The 13,032-nt window shown below is 65.2% G+C and carries 15 protein-coding genes and 1 riboswitch; of the genes, 14 read left to right on the forward strand and 1 reads right to left on the reverse strand.

Features of this window, described 5'->3' with window-relative positions; translation table 11 throughout:
• The first annotated feature begins 23 nt into the window (after positions 1–23).
• The 4 genes from FRAAU_RS02190 to ribD all read left to right on the forward strand — a co-directional run bounded on the left by FRAAU_RS02190 (position 24) and on the right by ribD (position 3,676).
• The gene (locus FRAAU_RS02190) at positions 24–437 is read left to right on the forward strand and encodes an RcnB family protein (protein ID WP_014401938.1); all 414 of its coding nucleotides are present in this window, start codon (positions 24–26) and stop codon (positions 435–437) included.
• A gap of 93 nt (positions 438–530) precedes the next feature.
• Entirely contained in the window at positions 531–1,784 is a 1,254-nt protein-coding gene (gene glyA, locus FRAAU_RS02195) for a serine hydroxymethyltransferase (RefSeq protein WP_014401939.1), read from the forward strand.
• 102 nt (positions 1,785–1,886) lie between these two features.
• Positions 1,887–2,405, forward strand: coding sequence for a transcriptional regulator NrdR (gene nrdR, locus FRAAU_RS02200; RefSeq protein WP_014401940.1), 519 nt, complete (start codon positions 1,887–1,889; stop codon positions 2,403–2,405).
• A gap of 164 nt (positions 2,406–2,569) precedes the next feature.
• Positions 2,570–3,676: a bifunctional diaminohydroxyphosphoribosylaminopyrimidine deaminase/5-amino-6-(5-phosphoribosylamino)uracil reductase RibD gene (gene ribD, locus FRAAU_RS02205; RefSeq protein ID WP_014401941.1), complete on the forward strand. Its 1,107-nt coding sequence runs from the start codon at positions 2,570–2,572 to the stop codon at positions 3,674–3,676.
• A 77-nt stretch (positions 3,677–3,753) separates the two neighbouring features.
• On the opposite strand, the gene FRAAU_RS02210 is transcribed toward ribD, so the two are convergent.
• Complete coding sequence (locus FRAAU_RS02210) at positions 3,754–5,322, reverse strand: purine-cytosine permease family protein (RefSeq protein ID WP_217176237.1); 1,569 nt, start codon at positions 5,320–5,322, stop codon at positions 3,754–3,756.
• 198 nt (positions 5,323–5,520) lie between these two features.
• On the opposite strand from FRAAU_RS02210, the gene nfsB reads away from it, so the two are divergent.
• The 10 genes from nfsB (at position 5,521) to hemP (ending at position 13,002) form a co-directional block, all read left to right on the forward strand.
• A complete protein-coding gene (gene nfsB / locus FRAAU_RS02215) occupies positions 5,521–6,171 on the forward strand; it encodes an oxygen-insensitive NAD(P)H nitroreductase (protein ID WP_014401943.1) in 651 nt (216 codons plus the stop codon).
• Between the two features lie 119 nt (positions 6,172–6,290).
• A riboswitch (FMN riboswitch) is annotated at positions 6,291–6,473 on the forward strand.
• 130 nt (positions 6,474–6,603) lie between these two features.
• Entirely contained in the window at positions 6,604–7,245 is a 642-nt protein-coding gene (locus FRAAU_RS02220; protein WP_014401944.1) for a riboflavin synthase, read from the forward strand.
• Positions 7,246–7,316: 71 nt separating this feature from the next.
• The gene (ribB, locus tag FRAAU_RS02225) at positions 7,317–8,288 is read left to right on the forward strand and encodes a 3,4-dihydroxy-2-butanone-4-phosphate synthase (protein WP_014401945.1); all 972 of its coding nucleotides are present in this window, start codon (positions 7,317–7,319) and stop codon (positions 8,286–8,288) included.
• Positions 8,289–8,406: 118 nt separating this feature from the next.
• Positions 8,407–9,378 carry an LD-carboxypeptidase gene (locus tag FRAAU_RS02230; protein ID WP_041270744.1) on the forward strand — a complete coding sequence of 324 codons (972 nt, stop codon included), beginning with the start codon at positions 8,407–8,409 and terminating at the stop codon, positions 9,376–9,378.
• A gap of 65 nt (positions 9,379–9,443) precedes the next feature.
• Positions 9,444–9,908 (forward strand): 6,7-dimethyl-8-ribityllumazine synthase, encoded by a 465-nt coding sequence (gene ribH / locus FRAAU_RS02235; protein ID WP_014401947.1) that lies wholly within the window; start codon positions 9,444–9,446, stop codon positions 9,906–9,908.
• Complete coding sequence (gene nusB, locus FRAAU_RS02240; RefSeq protein WP_014401948.1) at positions 9,905–10,357, forward strand: transcription antitermination factor NusB; 453 nt, start codon at positions 9,905–9,907, stop codon at positions 10,355–10,357. The genes ribH and nusB overlap by 4 nt, the downstream gene beginning before the upstream one ends.
• Before the next feature lie 16 nt (positions 10,358–10,373).
• Positions 10,374–11,342, forward strand: a complete 969-nt coding sequence (gene thiL / locus FRAAU_RS02245) for a thiamine-phosphate kinase (RefSeq protein ID WP_014401949.1) — start codon at positions 10,374–10,376, stop codon at positions 11,340–11,342.
• Positions 11,339–11,851, forward strand: a complete 513-nt coding sequence (locus FRAAU_RS02250) for a phosphatidylglycerophosphatase A family protein (RefSeq protein WP_014401950.1) — start codon at positions 11,339–11,341, stop codon at positions 11,849–11,851. The genes thiL and FRAAU_RS02250 overlap by 4 nt, the downstream gene beginning before the upstream one ends.
• A gap of 46 nt (positions 11,852–11,897) precedes the next feature.
• Complete coding sequence (locus FRAAU_RS02255; protein WP_014401951.1) at positions 11,898–12,659, forward strand: aldo/keto reductase; 762 nt, start codon at positions 11,898–11,900, stop codon at positions 12,657–12,659.
• A gap of 127 nt (positions 12,660–12,786) precedes the next feature.
• Positions 12,787–13,002 (forward strand): hemin uptake protein HemP, encoded by a 216-nt coding sequence (hemP, locus tag FRAAU_RS02260; protein ID WP_014401952.1) that lies wholly within the window; start codon positions 12,787–12,789, stop codon positions 13,000–13,002.
• Positions 13,003–13,032: the final 30 nt, after the last annotated feature.

The following is a 13,032-nucleotide window of genomic DNA, read 5'->3' on the forward strand; positions in this document are numbered from 1 at the left end:
TGAATCGCGCAACGAGGAATCTCATGAAGAAAACAGCATTGGCATTGGTTCTGGCCCTGATCAGTTGCACCGGCCTGGCCGTGGCCCAGTCCGGCCCGCCGGGCGGCGGTGACAGGCCCGGTCCTCAGGGAGGTCAGAATCACGGTCGTCCGGGCGGCGGCGGTCATCAGGGGGCTCACGGTCGCGGCGGTCAGGGACGTGGCCGGCCGCAGCCTGGCTGGGGCAGCAATGGCTGGCGCGGTGGTCAGCCGCACCGCTGGGCACGTGGCGACAATTTCAACCACTACTATCGTGGCCCGACCTACATCGTGAATGACTACAGCCGGTATCGACTGCGGCCGCCGCCGCGCGGTTACCACTGGGTCCGGGACAATGGCGGCAATTATCTGCTGGTGGCCATCGCCTCCGGGGTGATTGCCGACCTGCTGTTGCATTGATCCCGTTGGCCGGCGACGCGAAGCCCATGGCCCTGAAGTCGCCGGCCCGTTACAATCGGAGGCTTTCCTTCAGGTCCGACCGAGGCGCCGCCCATGTTTTCCAAGACTGCAACGATTGCCGGATATGACCCCGAACTGGCCAGCGCGATCGCCTCGGAAGTCGCCCGCCAGGAAGATCACGTCGAACTGATCGCCTCGGAAAACTACACCAGCGTTCCGGTGATGGAAGCCCAGGGCAGCCAGCTGACCAACAAGTATGCCGAGGGCTATCCCGGCAAGCGCTATTATGGTGGCTGCGAATTCGTCGATATCGCCGAGCGGCTGGCCATCGACCGCCTGAAGCAGTTGTATGACTGCAACTATGCCAATGTGCAGCCGCATTCCGGTTCGCAGGCCAATCAGGCCGTGTTTCTTGCCTTGTTGCAACCTGGCGACACCATCCTCGGCATGAGTCTGGCCCATGGCGGTCATCTGACTCACGGTGCCAAGGTCAATGTCTCGGGCAAGCTGTTCAATGCCATCCAGTATGGCGTGGACGAACAAGGTCTGCTCGACTACGACGAAATCGAACGTCTGGCCCTCGAGCACAAGCCGAAGATGATCGTCGCCGGCTTCTCGGCCTACTCGCAGGTGATGGACTGGGCGCGTTTCCGCGCCATCGCCGACAAGGTCGGCGCCTGGCTGTTCGTGGACATGGCCCATGTCGCCGGCCTGATTGCCGCCGGCGTCTATCCCTCGCCGCTGGAGCACGCCCACGTCGTCACCTCGACCACCCACAAGACCTTGCGCGGCCCGCGTGGCGGCGTGATTCTGGCGCGCGGTGCCGGCGAAGAGATCGAGAAGAAGCTGCAGTCGGTGGTGTTCCCCGGCATTCAGGGCGGCCCGCTGATGCATGTCATCGCGGCCAAGGCGGTGGCCTTCAAGGAAGCGCTGGAGCCGGCTTTCCGCGATTATCAGGTCCAGGTCGTCAAGAATGCCAAGGCCATGGCCAGGACCTTTGCGGATCGAGGCTACAAGATCGTCTCCGGAGGTACCGAGAATCACCTGATGCTGATCGACCTGATCGGTCGTGAAGTCACCGGCAAGGAAGCCGAGGCGGCACTGGGCAAGGCGCATATCACGGTCAACAAGAATGCCGTACCGGGTGATCCGCGCTCGCCGTTCGTGACCTCGGGCCTGCGCATCGGCACTCCGGCGGTGACCACCCGCGGTTACAAGGAAGCCGACGTGACCGAACTGGCCAGCTGGATCTGCGATGTGCTGGATGCTCCCGCGGATGAGGCCGTGCAGGCCCGCGTCCGCGAGCAGGTCACAGCGCAGTGCCGGCGCTTCCCGGTCTACGGCTGAGTGGATCTGCCCTCCTGCGCTGACGGGATGGCCTGCCACGATCCGGTTCGCACCCCGGTCGTGGCTTGTGCTTCGCGTCCGCAAGGGATGTAATCACCGATCATGCATTGTCCTTTCTGCCAGCACGAAGACACCCGGGTCATCGACTCCCGTCTGACCGATGACGGTACGACCGTGCGTCGGCGGCGCGAGTGCCCGCAGTGCGGCGAGCGCTTCAATACTTTCGAGACGGCCGAGTTGAAGCTGCCGGCTGTGGTCAAGAGCGGCGAGCGGCGGGAAAGCTTCGACGAGGCCAAGCTGCGGGTGAGTTTCGAGCGTGCCCTGCAGAAGCGGCCGGTTCACAGCGAGGCCATCGATATCGCGGTGCGAGCGGTCATCGATGATCTGCGGCGCAGTGGCGAGCGCGAAGTGGCCTCGCGCCAGGTCGGCGAGCTGGTGATGCGCGAGCTGAAGAAACTGGACCATGTCGCCTATGTCCGGTTTGCCTCGGTGTATCGCAAGTTCGAGGACGTGCAGGCCTTTCTGCAGGAAATCGACAAGCTGCAGCATGACTTGCCGGGTCTGGAGACCTTGCAGATCTCGCTGTTGGGCGAAGACGCCCACAGTCGCCGCAAGAAATAGACATGGCTTCAGCTTCCGGGTCCAGGTTTCTTCCGGTCCGGGAGAGGTCTTGATGCCTGATCGAAAGTCGGTCTCGGCAGTGCCATCGCGCGGTCTGCCTGCAGGCAGCCGCACCTTTCCCATCCGTATCGGCGGGCCTTGGGGCCGCCCTGTTCAGGATCAGCATGTCCCAGTTTCCGTTTTCCGCGCTTGATCAGGCCTGCATGACCCAGGCGCTTGCCCTCGCGGCCAAGGGCCTGTACACCACGGACCCCAATCCCCGGGTCGGCTGCGTCATCGCCACGGGCGAAGGTGTTGTCGGTCAGGGCTGGCATCGTCGTGCCGGCGAGCCTCATGCCGAAGTGCATGCCTTGCGCGAGGCCGGAGCTCAGGCTCACGGGGCCACGGCTTATGTGACGTTGGAACCCTGTGCCCATCACGGCCGCACGCCGCCCTGCGCCGATGCGCTGATCGAGGCCGGCGTGGCACGGGTGGTGGTGGCCTGTCAGGACCCCTTTCCGGCGGTGGCCGGGCAGGGCATCGAGCGGTTGCGGCAGGCCGGCATCCAGGTGGATATCGGACTGTTGCAGGCCGAGGCCCGTGCGCTGAACGCAGGCTTTTTCAGCCGGATCGAGCGTGGCCGCCCCTGGTTGCGCCTGAAAATGGCGATGAGTCTGGATGGCCGCACGGCCTTGGTGAATGGTGAATCCCGATGGATCACCGGTGAGGCGGCGCGCGCCGATGCACATCGCTGGCGAGCCCGCAGCTCGGCCATTCTCAGCAGTGCGGCGACGGTGCTGGCAGATGACCCCCTGCTGACGGCGCGGCTGCAGGACGAGGCGGTCGAGGTCGTCACGCCGGTACGGGTGATTCTGGATCGCTGGCTGCGGACGCCGGACGATGCCCGGGTGCTGGATGGCTCGGCGCCGACCTGGCTGCTGCACGGCGAGCTGGCCAAGCCATCCGCGATCCAGGCTGCCCGGGCCCGTTGCGTGGTGATGCCCGAGCGTGGCAAACACCTGGATCTGGTGGCCGTCATGCAGTGGCTGGCGAGCGAGGGCATCAACGAGGTTCACCTCGAGGCCGGGCCGACGCTGGCCGGCGCCTTGTTCACGGCAGGTTTGGCGGATGAATTGCTGATCTATATGGCACCGGTGCTGCTGGGGGACCATGCCATGCCCTTGCTGCAGCTGCCCAATCTGCTGAGCATGGATGAACGTTGGGATCTGCAGCCGCTGGAGCAGACCATGCTGGGAGCCGACCTGCGCTTGCGTTTCGCCTGCCTGGACTGAGTCCGGTCAGCTGGAGGGCGGGGTCTGGCTTCGGAGTGGCCTGCTCGATGTCTGCCCGGTTCCGGAGTCGGCCCGGATCAACTCCGGGTCGCCACGCACAGTGAGCAGATGATGCCGGGCTGACCGGCCGGCCGGAGCACGTCCGGACGTTCAAAGGTCTGCCCGCAGACCGTGCAGTCATAGTCTCCGGCGGCGGGATTGCCTTCAGCGTCGAAGCGGGGCTGAGCGATGCCGTCCGAACGCTGGCGCAGGTAGTAGCGGCCGCGTGTCAGGACGGCCATCAGTGGAGTCAGGCCGGCGGCGACAACGATGGCGACCAGCGGGGAGTACGGGCCCAGCATCGGTCCAAGCACGCCGAAATAGGCGGCGATGGACAGACCGCTGGAGGCAAGAAAGCTGACCAGCCCCACTGGATTCACCGGATGCAGCATGCCTCGGCGGAATTCGGGCTCCATCGGCGAGAGCTTGAGCAGGTATTTGTTGACCACGATGTCAGTGGCCACGGTAACCACCCAGGCGATCGCGCAATTGGAATAGAAGCCCAGGATATTGCCCAGAAAGGAAAACATGTCGGCTTCCATAAGAGCCAGGGCGATGGCCAGATTGACCAGCACGAAGACCAGCCGGCCGGGATAATGGCCTGTCAGTCGAGTGAAGGCGTTGGTCCAGGCCAGTGAGCCGGAATAGGCATTGGTGACATTGATCTTGATCTGGCTGATGACCACCAGGACCACGGCCAGGGTCAGCGCCAGCCAGCCGGGCACTGCCGTGCTGAAGGCGCCGATGAATTGCTGCACGGGTTCGGTCGCTGTCTGCGGGGAGACCCGACCCAGAATGTAAATGGCCAGAAAGGCGCCAATGGCCTGCTTCAAGGCGCCCAGCAGGACCCAGCCAGGCCCGGCCGCCAGCACGGCCAGCCACCAGCCGCGCCGGTTTTCCCGCGTCCTTGGCGGCATAAAGCGCAGATAATCGATCTGCTCGCCGATCTGGCCCATCAGCGACAAGGCCACGCCGGCGCCCAGCATCACCGCGGCCAGGCTGATGGGCGGCTGCGGACCGCTGCGGAACTGCAGCCAGCGCGAAAAGCTGGCCGGGTCATGCCACAGCAGCCACAGCACAGGGCCGATCATCAGCACCAGCCACAAGGGCGTGGTCCACACCTGCAGCTTGCTCAGCGCCCGCATGCCGTAGATGACCAGCGGAATCACCAGCAGGGTGGAGGCCAGATAGCCGGCCCACAAGGGCAGATGCAGGCCCAGTTGCAGGCCCTGGGCCATGATCGAGCCTTCCAGTGCGAAAAAGATGAAGGTGAAGCTGGCGAAAATCACGCTGGTCAGCACCGAGCCGTAATAGCCGAAGCCGGCCCCCCGGGTGATCAGGTCCAGATCGATATTGTAGCGGGCGCCGTAATAAGCCAGCGGCAGGCCGGTGATGAAGATCAGGGTCGCGGCAAAGGCGATCGACAACAAGGCATTGAGGGTGCCGTGGGCGAGGGCGATGCCGGCGCCGATGGAAAAGTCCGCCAGATAGGCGATGCCACCCAGCGCGGTGATGGCAACCACCGCCGGGCTCCAGCGTCGGTAGCTGCGGGGCGCATAGCGCAGCGTATAGTCTTCCAGTGTCTCGGCTGCGGGCCGATCGCGCATGGTCTTCATGGATGTCCCCCCGGGGCGACGCCCCTCCCACTCCGACGCTAAAACGAGGGCTGCCCCGAATGCAAGTCCTCGCAGGCGGAGGGCCGGCCGCGCTATCGAGTTGTCGGCATGGGTGTAGCATACCGGTGGTCATGGGGTGGCCTCCGGTGTCGCCTCGGCCCTTTGTCCCGCTTTGTGAGGAAGACTTGCATGTCGATTGTCCAGGCCGCGCGCCAGCGCTATACCACCAAGTCCTATCAGCCCGGAAAGAGCTTGCCCGAAGAGACCGTGCAGCAGTTGTGCGAACTGCTGCGCCTGAGTCCTTCCTCGGTGAACTCCCAGCCTTGGCATTTCGTGGTGGCGGGCACGCCCGAAGGCAGGGCCCGGATCGCCAAGGCCACCGAGCAGCAGGCCTACAACAGCGCCAAGATTCTCGATGCCTCGCATGTGATCGTGCTGTGTCAGCGCGTCGATTTCGATGAGACCTATCTGCAGCGCCTGCTGGACCAGGAACAGGCGGACGGCCGGTTTGCGACGGCCGAGGCCCGCAACGGGCAGGCCGGGACGCGCCGCTTCTATACCGATCTGCATCGCTATGATCTGAAGGATCTGCCGCAGTGGGCGGGTCGTCAGGTGTATCTGGCACTGGGTTCGCTGCTGCTGGGCGCTGCCAGCCTGGGTGTCGATGCGACGCCGATGGAGGGCTTCGATGCCAGCGTTCTGGATCGCGAACTGGGCCTGCACGCCAAGGGCTTCGGCAGTCTTGTCGTGGTCAGCCTCGGTCATCGTGCGTCCGGCGATTTCAATGCGCAATTGCCGAAATCGCGATTGCCGCAGGCTGAAACATTCAGTTTCCTGTAAGCGCCCAGTCCGCCGCAGCGGCCTGCCGAGGCCGCTGCGGCGGGCAGCCCCCCTGAGGCGGCCTGTCGTCAGCGGCCGTGCGTGCTATGATCCGGATGCCGGCTTCTGGCCGGCATCAATGACGTCTTCAGGGCGGGGTGTGATTCCCCACCGGCGGTAGGCGTCCAGCCCGTCTCGACGGGTCGGATGCGAGCCCGCGAGCGCTTTCCGATGAGGGAAAGGTCAGCAGATCCGGTCAGATGCCGGAGCCGACGGTAGGAAACCGATAGGTTTCCTGAAAGTCCGGATGAAAGAAGACGGCTGGGTGGGGGGCGATCCGCCCGCCCATGCCTCATGCCTTGGGGCGTTTTTCGCTGATCCATGCTGCGGGAAACGTTTCATGAATATCAAAATGCATCTGTGCCCGGCTCACCCGCGTCAGGAGGTGGGCTGATGTTTACAGGAATCATCCAGGCCGTAGGATCCCTGCGGCGGCGTGAACCGCGTGGCGGTGACGTCCGCCTGGCCATCGATACCGGTTCGCTGGATCTGGCCGATGTCGCTCTGGGCGACAGCATCGCGGTTTCCGGCGTCTGCCTGACCGTTGTCAGTCTGGAAGCGCGGGGCTTCACCGCCGATGTCTCCAACGAAACCCTGTCCCTGACGACCCTGGGTGGTCTGGCCAGCGGTGACGCGGTCAATCTGGAGAAGGCCTTGCGTCTGGCCGACAGGCTGGGCGGACATCTGGTCTCCGGCCATGTCGATGGTCTGGGTCGCATCATCTCGATCACGCCGGATGCGCGCTCCCTGCGCTGGACCTTTGAGGTACCGCCGGCCCTGGCCCGTTATATCGTGGCCAAGGGCTCGGTCTGCATCGACGGCACCAGCCTGACTGTCAATGAGATCAACGGCCAGCGCTTCGGCATCAACCTGATTCCGCATACCGTGGAGCACACCGCTTTCAGTCAGCGTCGCCCCGGAGATGCCGTCAATATCGAGGTCGATCTGGTCGCGCGCTATATCGAGCGCCTGGTCGGCGGTCAGGGTGGTGGTGGCATCTCCGCGGAATTTCTGCAGCGCCACGGTTTCGCCTGAAGCCTCCGGTTCCCGAGGCCGGCGCCTGATCCGACAGCCGGCTCCCCAAGCATTGCGCAAGGTTAAGCATCATGGCATTCGACAGCATCGCTTCCATCATTGAAGACCTGCGGCAGGGCCGCATGGTGATCATCGTCGATGACGAAGATCGGGAAAACGAAGGTGACCTGGTCATGGCCGCGGAAAAAGTGCGGCCCGCAGACATCAACTTCATGATCAAGGAGGCACGCGGCCTGCTGTGCCTGCCGGTCACCGAATCCCGGGCAGCGCAGCTGGGACTGGCGCCGATGGTCAACGCCAACCAGTCGCCCTACCACACCAATTTCACGGTTTCGATCGAGGCCGCCGACGGCGTCACGACCGGTATTTCGGCCCCGGACCGGGCACGGACCATCCAGGCGGCCGTGGCTGCCGGGGCGAGAGCGGAAGATCTGGTCCGCCCCGGCCATATTTTTCCCCTGATCGCTCGTCCCGGCGGTGTGCTGCAGCGGGCAGGCCATACCGAAGCGGGCTGCGATCTGGTGGGTCTGGCCGGACTGGAGCCCGCGGCCGCACTGATCGAGATCCTGCGCGATGACGGCGAGATGGCCCGGCGCCCGGAACTGGAACGGTTTGCTCTGCAGCATGGTCTGAAGATCGGCACCATTGCCGCCCTGATCCAGTATCGACTGGCCACTGAAGTGCTGGTGGATGCCGTGCGGACCGATACGGTCGAGACGCCCCAGGGGGCATTCCGGCGTGCGCTGTTCCGTGATCGCATCGATGGCCAGCTGCATGAATTGTGGTCACTGGGCGATCCCGGTTCACTGGATCCGGCGGCGGCCGAGGTGGTGCTGGTGCCCGCCGGTTCTGAGTGGCAGTCAGGTACCGTGCCCCCCGAGCTGGAATCCATCGGCCAGGCCGGGGACGGCTTGCTGGTGCGGATTTCGGTCGGCGACGGACATGACAGCGAGCGCCGTCGTTGGGATCGCCGCCAGTTGGCGACTCAGATCCTTGGTCAGTTGTGCCCGGATGCGCCTGCGGCTGTTGGCATCACGACCTGAGCCGACCGATCGGCATCAGGCCCGTTTCGCGCTTCCGCCTGCCGGCGACTGGTGCAGATGGACGCTGTGCTGGATGATCGCCATAACCTCTTCCAAGATCCTGCAGGGCCCATCTCCGATGTCCAGCTCGTTTCCTCCCGTGATTCATCTGCTGGCGCCCTCCAGCGTGCCGGCCGACCTGGGTGTGGCACGTCGAGGTGTGCAGCGTCTGCAGCAACTGGGTTGCGACGTCCGCCATGCCGGTGTGCTGGAACGGACGATGCAGCGTTTTGCCGGCAGCGACCTCGAGCGGGCGGCGGATATCAACCAGCTGGCCACGTCGGCGGAACTGCCGGATCTGGCGCTGGCGGTGCGTGGCGGTTATGGCGCCAGCCGTCTGCTGGCGATGCTGGACTACCCGGCCCTGGCCGAGCGCCTGCGGGCGCAGTGCCTGCCCCTGGTCGGCTACAGCGATTTCACGGCGCTGCAGATGGCCTTGTATAGCCAGGCTGGCCTGATCACCCTGGGCGGGCCGATGCTGACCGATTTCGGGGCGGCTACGCCCAGTATCTTCAGCTGGGAGCGGTTCTGGGCGGCACTGAGTCAGGTGCAGCCGGAACTGGCGTGGCGACCGGTCTCGCAACCCGCCGCCGGGCTGGACCTGCAGGGGCCGCTGTGGGGCGGCAATCTGGCGATGCTGTGCAGTTTGTTGGGGACCCCTTATTTCCCGGCCATCGAAGATGGTCTGCTGTTTCTGGAGGATGTCGGCGAGGCACCTTACCGGATCGAGCGGCTGCTGTACCAGTTGCTGTGGTCCGGGGTGCTGGATCGCCAGCAAGCGGTGATACTGGGTGATTTCACCGATTGCAGCGGTGGCCCCAGGGATCAGGGCTACGGCTTGAGCGATGCGCTGGCCCAGTTCCGGCGGCACTGTCCGATACCGGTCATCGATGGTCTGCCTTTCGGCCATGATCGGGACAAGGCCACCCTGCCTTTCGGGGCCCCGGGCCACCTGTGGACAGCGGGCGATCAGGTCTGTCTGAGCTTCCACGGCCACCCCCGGCTGGCGCGGCCTTTTGCGCCGCCGCTGCCATCGGCGGACCCGGCATAAGCAAGCTAAACACGTTAAACTATTGAACTTCGCGAAATGCGAGAAGTGATCAGGACATCAAAGACATGCAGATTCTAGAAGGCGATTTCGCCACCCCCAAGGGCCGGTTTGCCATCGTGGCGGGCCGCTTCAACGGCTTCGTGGTCGAGCCCCTGGTTCACGGTGCGCGCGATGCGCTGGTGCGTCATGGCGTGGACGATGCCGCCATTGATCTGGTCAAGGTACCGGGTGCCTGGGAAATCGCGCTGGCGGCCCGCAAGCTGGCCGACAGTGGCCGTTATGCCGCCGTGATCGCCCTGGGCGCGGTGATTCGCGGCTCGACCCCGCATTTCGACTATGTCGCCGGCGAATCGGCCAAGGGTCTGGCCCAGGCTGCCCTGAGCACCGGCGTGCCGGTGATCTTCGGCGTACTGACCACCGACAGTATCGAGCAGGCCATCGAGCGTGCCGGCACCAAGGCCGGCAACAAGGGCGCTGACGCGGCCCTGGCGGCGATCGAGATGGTCAACCTGTACGGGAAGCTGGCATGAGCCGCCGTCCCGAGGGCGTGGATCTGGCCGCGCGTTCGCGCGCCCGTCGCCGCGCCCTGCAGGCCATCTATGCCTGGCAGATGAGCGGCAGCCACATGCAGGCCGTGGTCGAGCAGTTCCGCCATGAGCAGGACATGGAAATTGCCGATATCGAATATTTCGAGGATCTGCTGCATGGTGTCGAGCGCCATGTCGACGAACTGGATGCGCAGATCAAGCCCTTCGTCGACCGCGAAGTGACCCAGATCGATCCGATCGAACGCGCCGCCCTGCGGCTGGCGGCCTACGAGCTGGCCCATCGGCCGGACGTGCCCTACCGCGTGGTGATCAACGAGGCGATCGAAGTGACCAAGCGCTTCGGTGCCGACCACGGTCACAGTTATGTCAACGGCGTGCTGGACAAGCTGGCGGCCAGCTTGCGCGGTACGGAAAAACAGGGCCAGGCCTGATCCGGAAGCCGGTACCATGGAATTCAGTCTGATCGACCGCATCAGCGGCTTCACCTATCAGCGGCGTGATGACGTGCTGCTGGGCATCGGCGATGATGCCGCCCTGCTGCAGGTACCGGCGGGCCAGAGTCTGGTCGTCGCCGTCGATACCATGGTCGAGGGCGTGCATTTTCTGCCCGGCACGGCTCCGGCCGATCTGGGCTGGAAGGCGCTGGCCGTGAATTTATCCGATCTGGCGGCGATGGGGGCGATGCCGGCCTGGGCCTTGCTGGCCCTGACCTTGCCCACGGGTGATGCCGCCTTTGTGGATGGCTTTGCCGCCGGTTTCGCCGCCCTGGCCCGGCCCCATCGGCTGGCCCTGGTCGGTGGTGATACCACGGGCGGTCCACTGGCTTTCAGCGTCACCGTGCATGGTTTCGTGCCTCCCGACCAGGCCCTGACCCGCGACGGTGCCCGCGAGGGTGATCTGGTGATGGTGACCGGCAGTGTCGGCGAAGGTGCCGGAGGTCTGGCCTGCCTGCGCAAATACGGCGTGCAGGTCCAGGACGAGGGTGACATCGGGCAGCTGGTTGCCCGTGTGCGCAGGCCCCGCCCGCAACTTGGGGCAGGCCTGGCACTGCGGGGCCAGGCTACGGCCTGCATCGATATTTCCGATGGTCTGCTGGCTGATCTGGGCCATATCTGTCGTCGCAGTGGCGTGGGGGCCGAGCTCGACGCCGACCGGCTGCCCCTGTCCGATGCCTTGCAGTCGGTGTTCGGCGCGGAGCAGGCTTGTCGCTTCGGTCTGTCCGGTGGCGATGATTACGAATTGTGCTTCACCGTGCCCGAGTCCCGCGCCCATGCGGTGCAGGGGGATCTGGCGCGGATCGGCTGCAGCGCCACCCCGATCGGCCGCATCGTGCGGGGCGAGGGGGTCGGCGTGCGTGACGCCGGTGGACAGTGGCTCGATATCGAATCGGCCGGCTGGGATCACTTCGCGGCATGACGATCGGTCGCGAGCGTCTGCAGCTGACGCCGGCCCAGCGCCGGGATCTGATGGCCTCTCCGGCCGGCTGGCTGGCTACCGGCTTCGGCAGCGGCCTGGCGCCGGTCGCGCAAGGGACGGTCGGTTCGGCCGTGTCCTTGCTGCCCTGGCTGTGGCTGCGTCATTGCAGCCTGACCAATTATCTGCTGCTGCTGCTGGCGGGTTGCCTGCTGGGCTGCTGGGCCTGCTCGGTGGCCGGACGCCGGCTGGGCGTGGATGATCACCGGGCCTTGGTATGGGATGAATTCATCGGTCAGTGGCTGGCCTTGCTGCCGGTGCTGGATCAGCCCGGCTGGTGGTGGCCGTTGGCCGGTTTCGGTCTGTTCCGGCTGTTCGATGCAGGCAAGCCTTGGCCGGTCAGCTGGCTGGATCGTCATCTCAAGGGCGGTGTCGGCGTGATGCTTGACGATGTCGCCGCCGGTGCTCTGGCCGCGCTGGTGCTGTGGGGGCTGGTCCGCTGGCTGGGTTGACGGGGCAGTGGAAGCCTCTCCGCGGCCGCCGTATACGGAGAACATCATGCAATACCAAAGCTCGGGCCGGCATGGCCTGATCCTCTCGGCGCTGGGGCTCGACTTTCGTGCATCGGCGCGATCGGGCCTGGGGCGAGGCGCGGTGCGCGAGCTGCTGGCCGAAGTGGTCGACAGCGGCATCAACTACTTCCACACCCGCACGGCGGCGGCCGATGCCGACATGCAGCGGCTGCTGGGCGAACTGATCAGTGATCTGCATCTGCCCAGGGATGCGTATTGCCTGGGGGCCCAGCTTGGCGCCGCCACGACGGAGCGGCCCTGGCCGACCCAGCGCGGACTCTCCCGCAAGGCTTTGCGCGAGTCCTGTGACCAGACGCTGCGAAGGCTGGATGTCGAGTATCTGGATCTGGTCTTCTGCGAGGCCGGAGATCCGGCCACTCCGTTGGCGGAAACTCTGCTGGCGATGGATGACCTGATCCGTCAGGGCAAGGTCCTGTACTGGGGACTGACCGGCTGGTCGGCAGCGGGTGTGGCTGCCGTGCAGGAGCTGGCCGCGCTTGAGTCCCGGCGAGCGCCGATCATGCAGCAGCAGACCCTGCTGTCACCTGCTGCCGATCCGGCGCAGCCATACCGGGAAGCGCTCAGCCAGCTGGCCGAATGGACTGGGTTACGGGCCGACGGGCAGCCGGCGACCGCCGCAGCGGTGCACGAAGTGCTGACGCGAACTGATCTGGGCAGCTTGATCGTGCCCTGCCGCCAGCCGAAGGAACTCGCTGGCTGGCTGGACTGCCTGCCGGCTCCGGTTTGAGCGCATCACCCTGCGGCAAGTCGGCAGGGAGTGATTTGGGTGGGCGACAAAAATAAATCAAATAAGGACTTGCGAAGTTAGTGAGAATCATTATCATTGGCTTGCACCCACACTTCAGGAGTCCCTCATGTCCAGCGTACTTTCCGCACGCCCCACGATCGAAGCTCCGCGCCCCCTGTTGGCCGCCAATGAACGGCGGATGACGCCGGTCCGCCATATCCCGGTCCGCGTCATCGAAAGTCAGGTGCTGCTGGACGGCTCGCGCGAGCTGGTGATTGCCCATCAGGGGCAGTCCTATCACCTGCGTCTTACCCGCAACGACAAGCTGATTCTGACCAAGTGATCCGCAGGCGGCCTTGTCGCCGCCACCTAC

It is taken from the genome of Frateuria aurantia DSM 6220, from assembly GCF_000242255.2.
Classification (GTDB): Bacteria; Pseudomonadota; Gammaproteobacteria; order Xanthomonadales; family Rhodanobacteraceae; genus Frateuria; species Frateuria aurantia.

Excerpts from the sequence above, each read along its gene's own strand:
- FRAAU_RS02255 (WP_014401951.1), top strand. The coding sequence starts at position 11,898 with ATGCAATACCAAAGCTCGGGCCGGCATGGCCTGATCCTCTCGGCGCTG.
- FRAAU_RS02210 (WP_217176237.1), bottom strand. The coding sequence starts at position 5,322 with ATGCGCGATCGGCCCGCAGCCGAGACACTGGAAGACTATACGCTGCGC.
- nfsB (WP_014401943.1), top strand. The coding sequence starts at position 5,521 with ATGTCGATTGTCCAGGCCGCGCGCCAGCGCTATACCACCAAGTCCTAT.
- hemP (WP_014401952.1), top strand. The coding sequence starts at position 12,787 with ATGTCCAGCGTACTTTCCGCACGCCCCACGATCGAAGCTCCGCGCCCC.
- thiL (WP_014401949.1), top strand. The coding sequence starts at position 10,374 with ATGGAATTCAGTCTGATCGACCGCATCAGCGGCTTCACCTATCAGCGG.
- FRAAU_RS02220 (WP_014401944.1), top strand. The coding sequence starts at position 6,604 with ATGTTTACAGGAATCATCCAGGCCGTAGGATCCCTGCGGCGGCGTGAA.
- nrdR (WP_014401940.1), top strand. The coding sequence starts at position 1,887 with ATGCATTGTCCTTTCTGCCAGCACGAAGACACCCGGGTCATCGACTCC.
- ribB (WP_014401945.1), top strand. The coding sequence starts at position 7,317 with ATGGCATTCGACAGCATCGCTTCCATCATTGAAGACCTGCGGCAGGGC.
- FRAAU_RS02230 (WP_041270744.1), top strand. The coding sequence starts at position 8,407 with ATGTCCAGCTCGTTTCCTCCCGTGATTCATCTGCTGGCGCCCTCCAGC.
- FRAAU_RS02250 (WP_014401950.1), top strand. The coding sequence starts at position 11,339 with ATGACGATCGGTCGCGAGCGTCTGCAGCTGACGCCGGCCCAGCGCCGG.
- glyA (WP_014401939.1), top strand. The coding sequence starts at position 531 with ATGTTTTCCAAGACTGCAACGATTGCCGGATATGACCCCGAACTGGCC.
- FRAAU_RS02190 (WP_014401938.1), top strand. The coding sequence starts at position 24 with ATGAAGAAAACAGCATTGGCATTGGTTCTGGCCCTGATCAGTTGCACC.
- nusB (WP_014401948.1), top strand. The coding sequence starts at position 9,905 with ATGAGCCGCCGTCCCGAGGGCGTGGATCTGGCCGCGCGTTCGCGCGCC.
- ribH (WP_014401947.1), top strand. The coding sequence starts at position 9,444 with ATGCAGATTCTAGAAGGCGATTTCGCCACCCCCAAGGGCCGGTTTGCC.
- ribD (WP_014401941.1), top strand. The coding sequence starts at position 2,570 with ATGTCCCAGTTTCCGTTTTCCGCGCTTGATCAGGCCTGCATGACCCAG.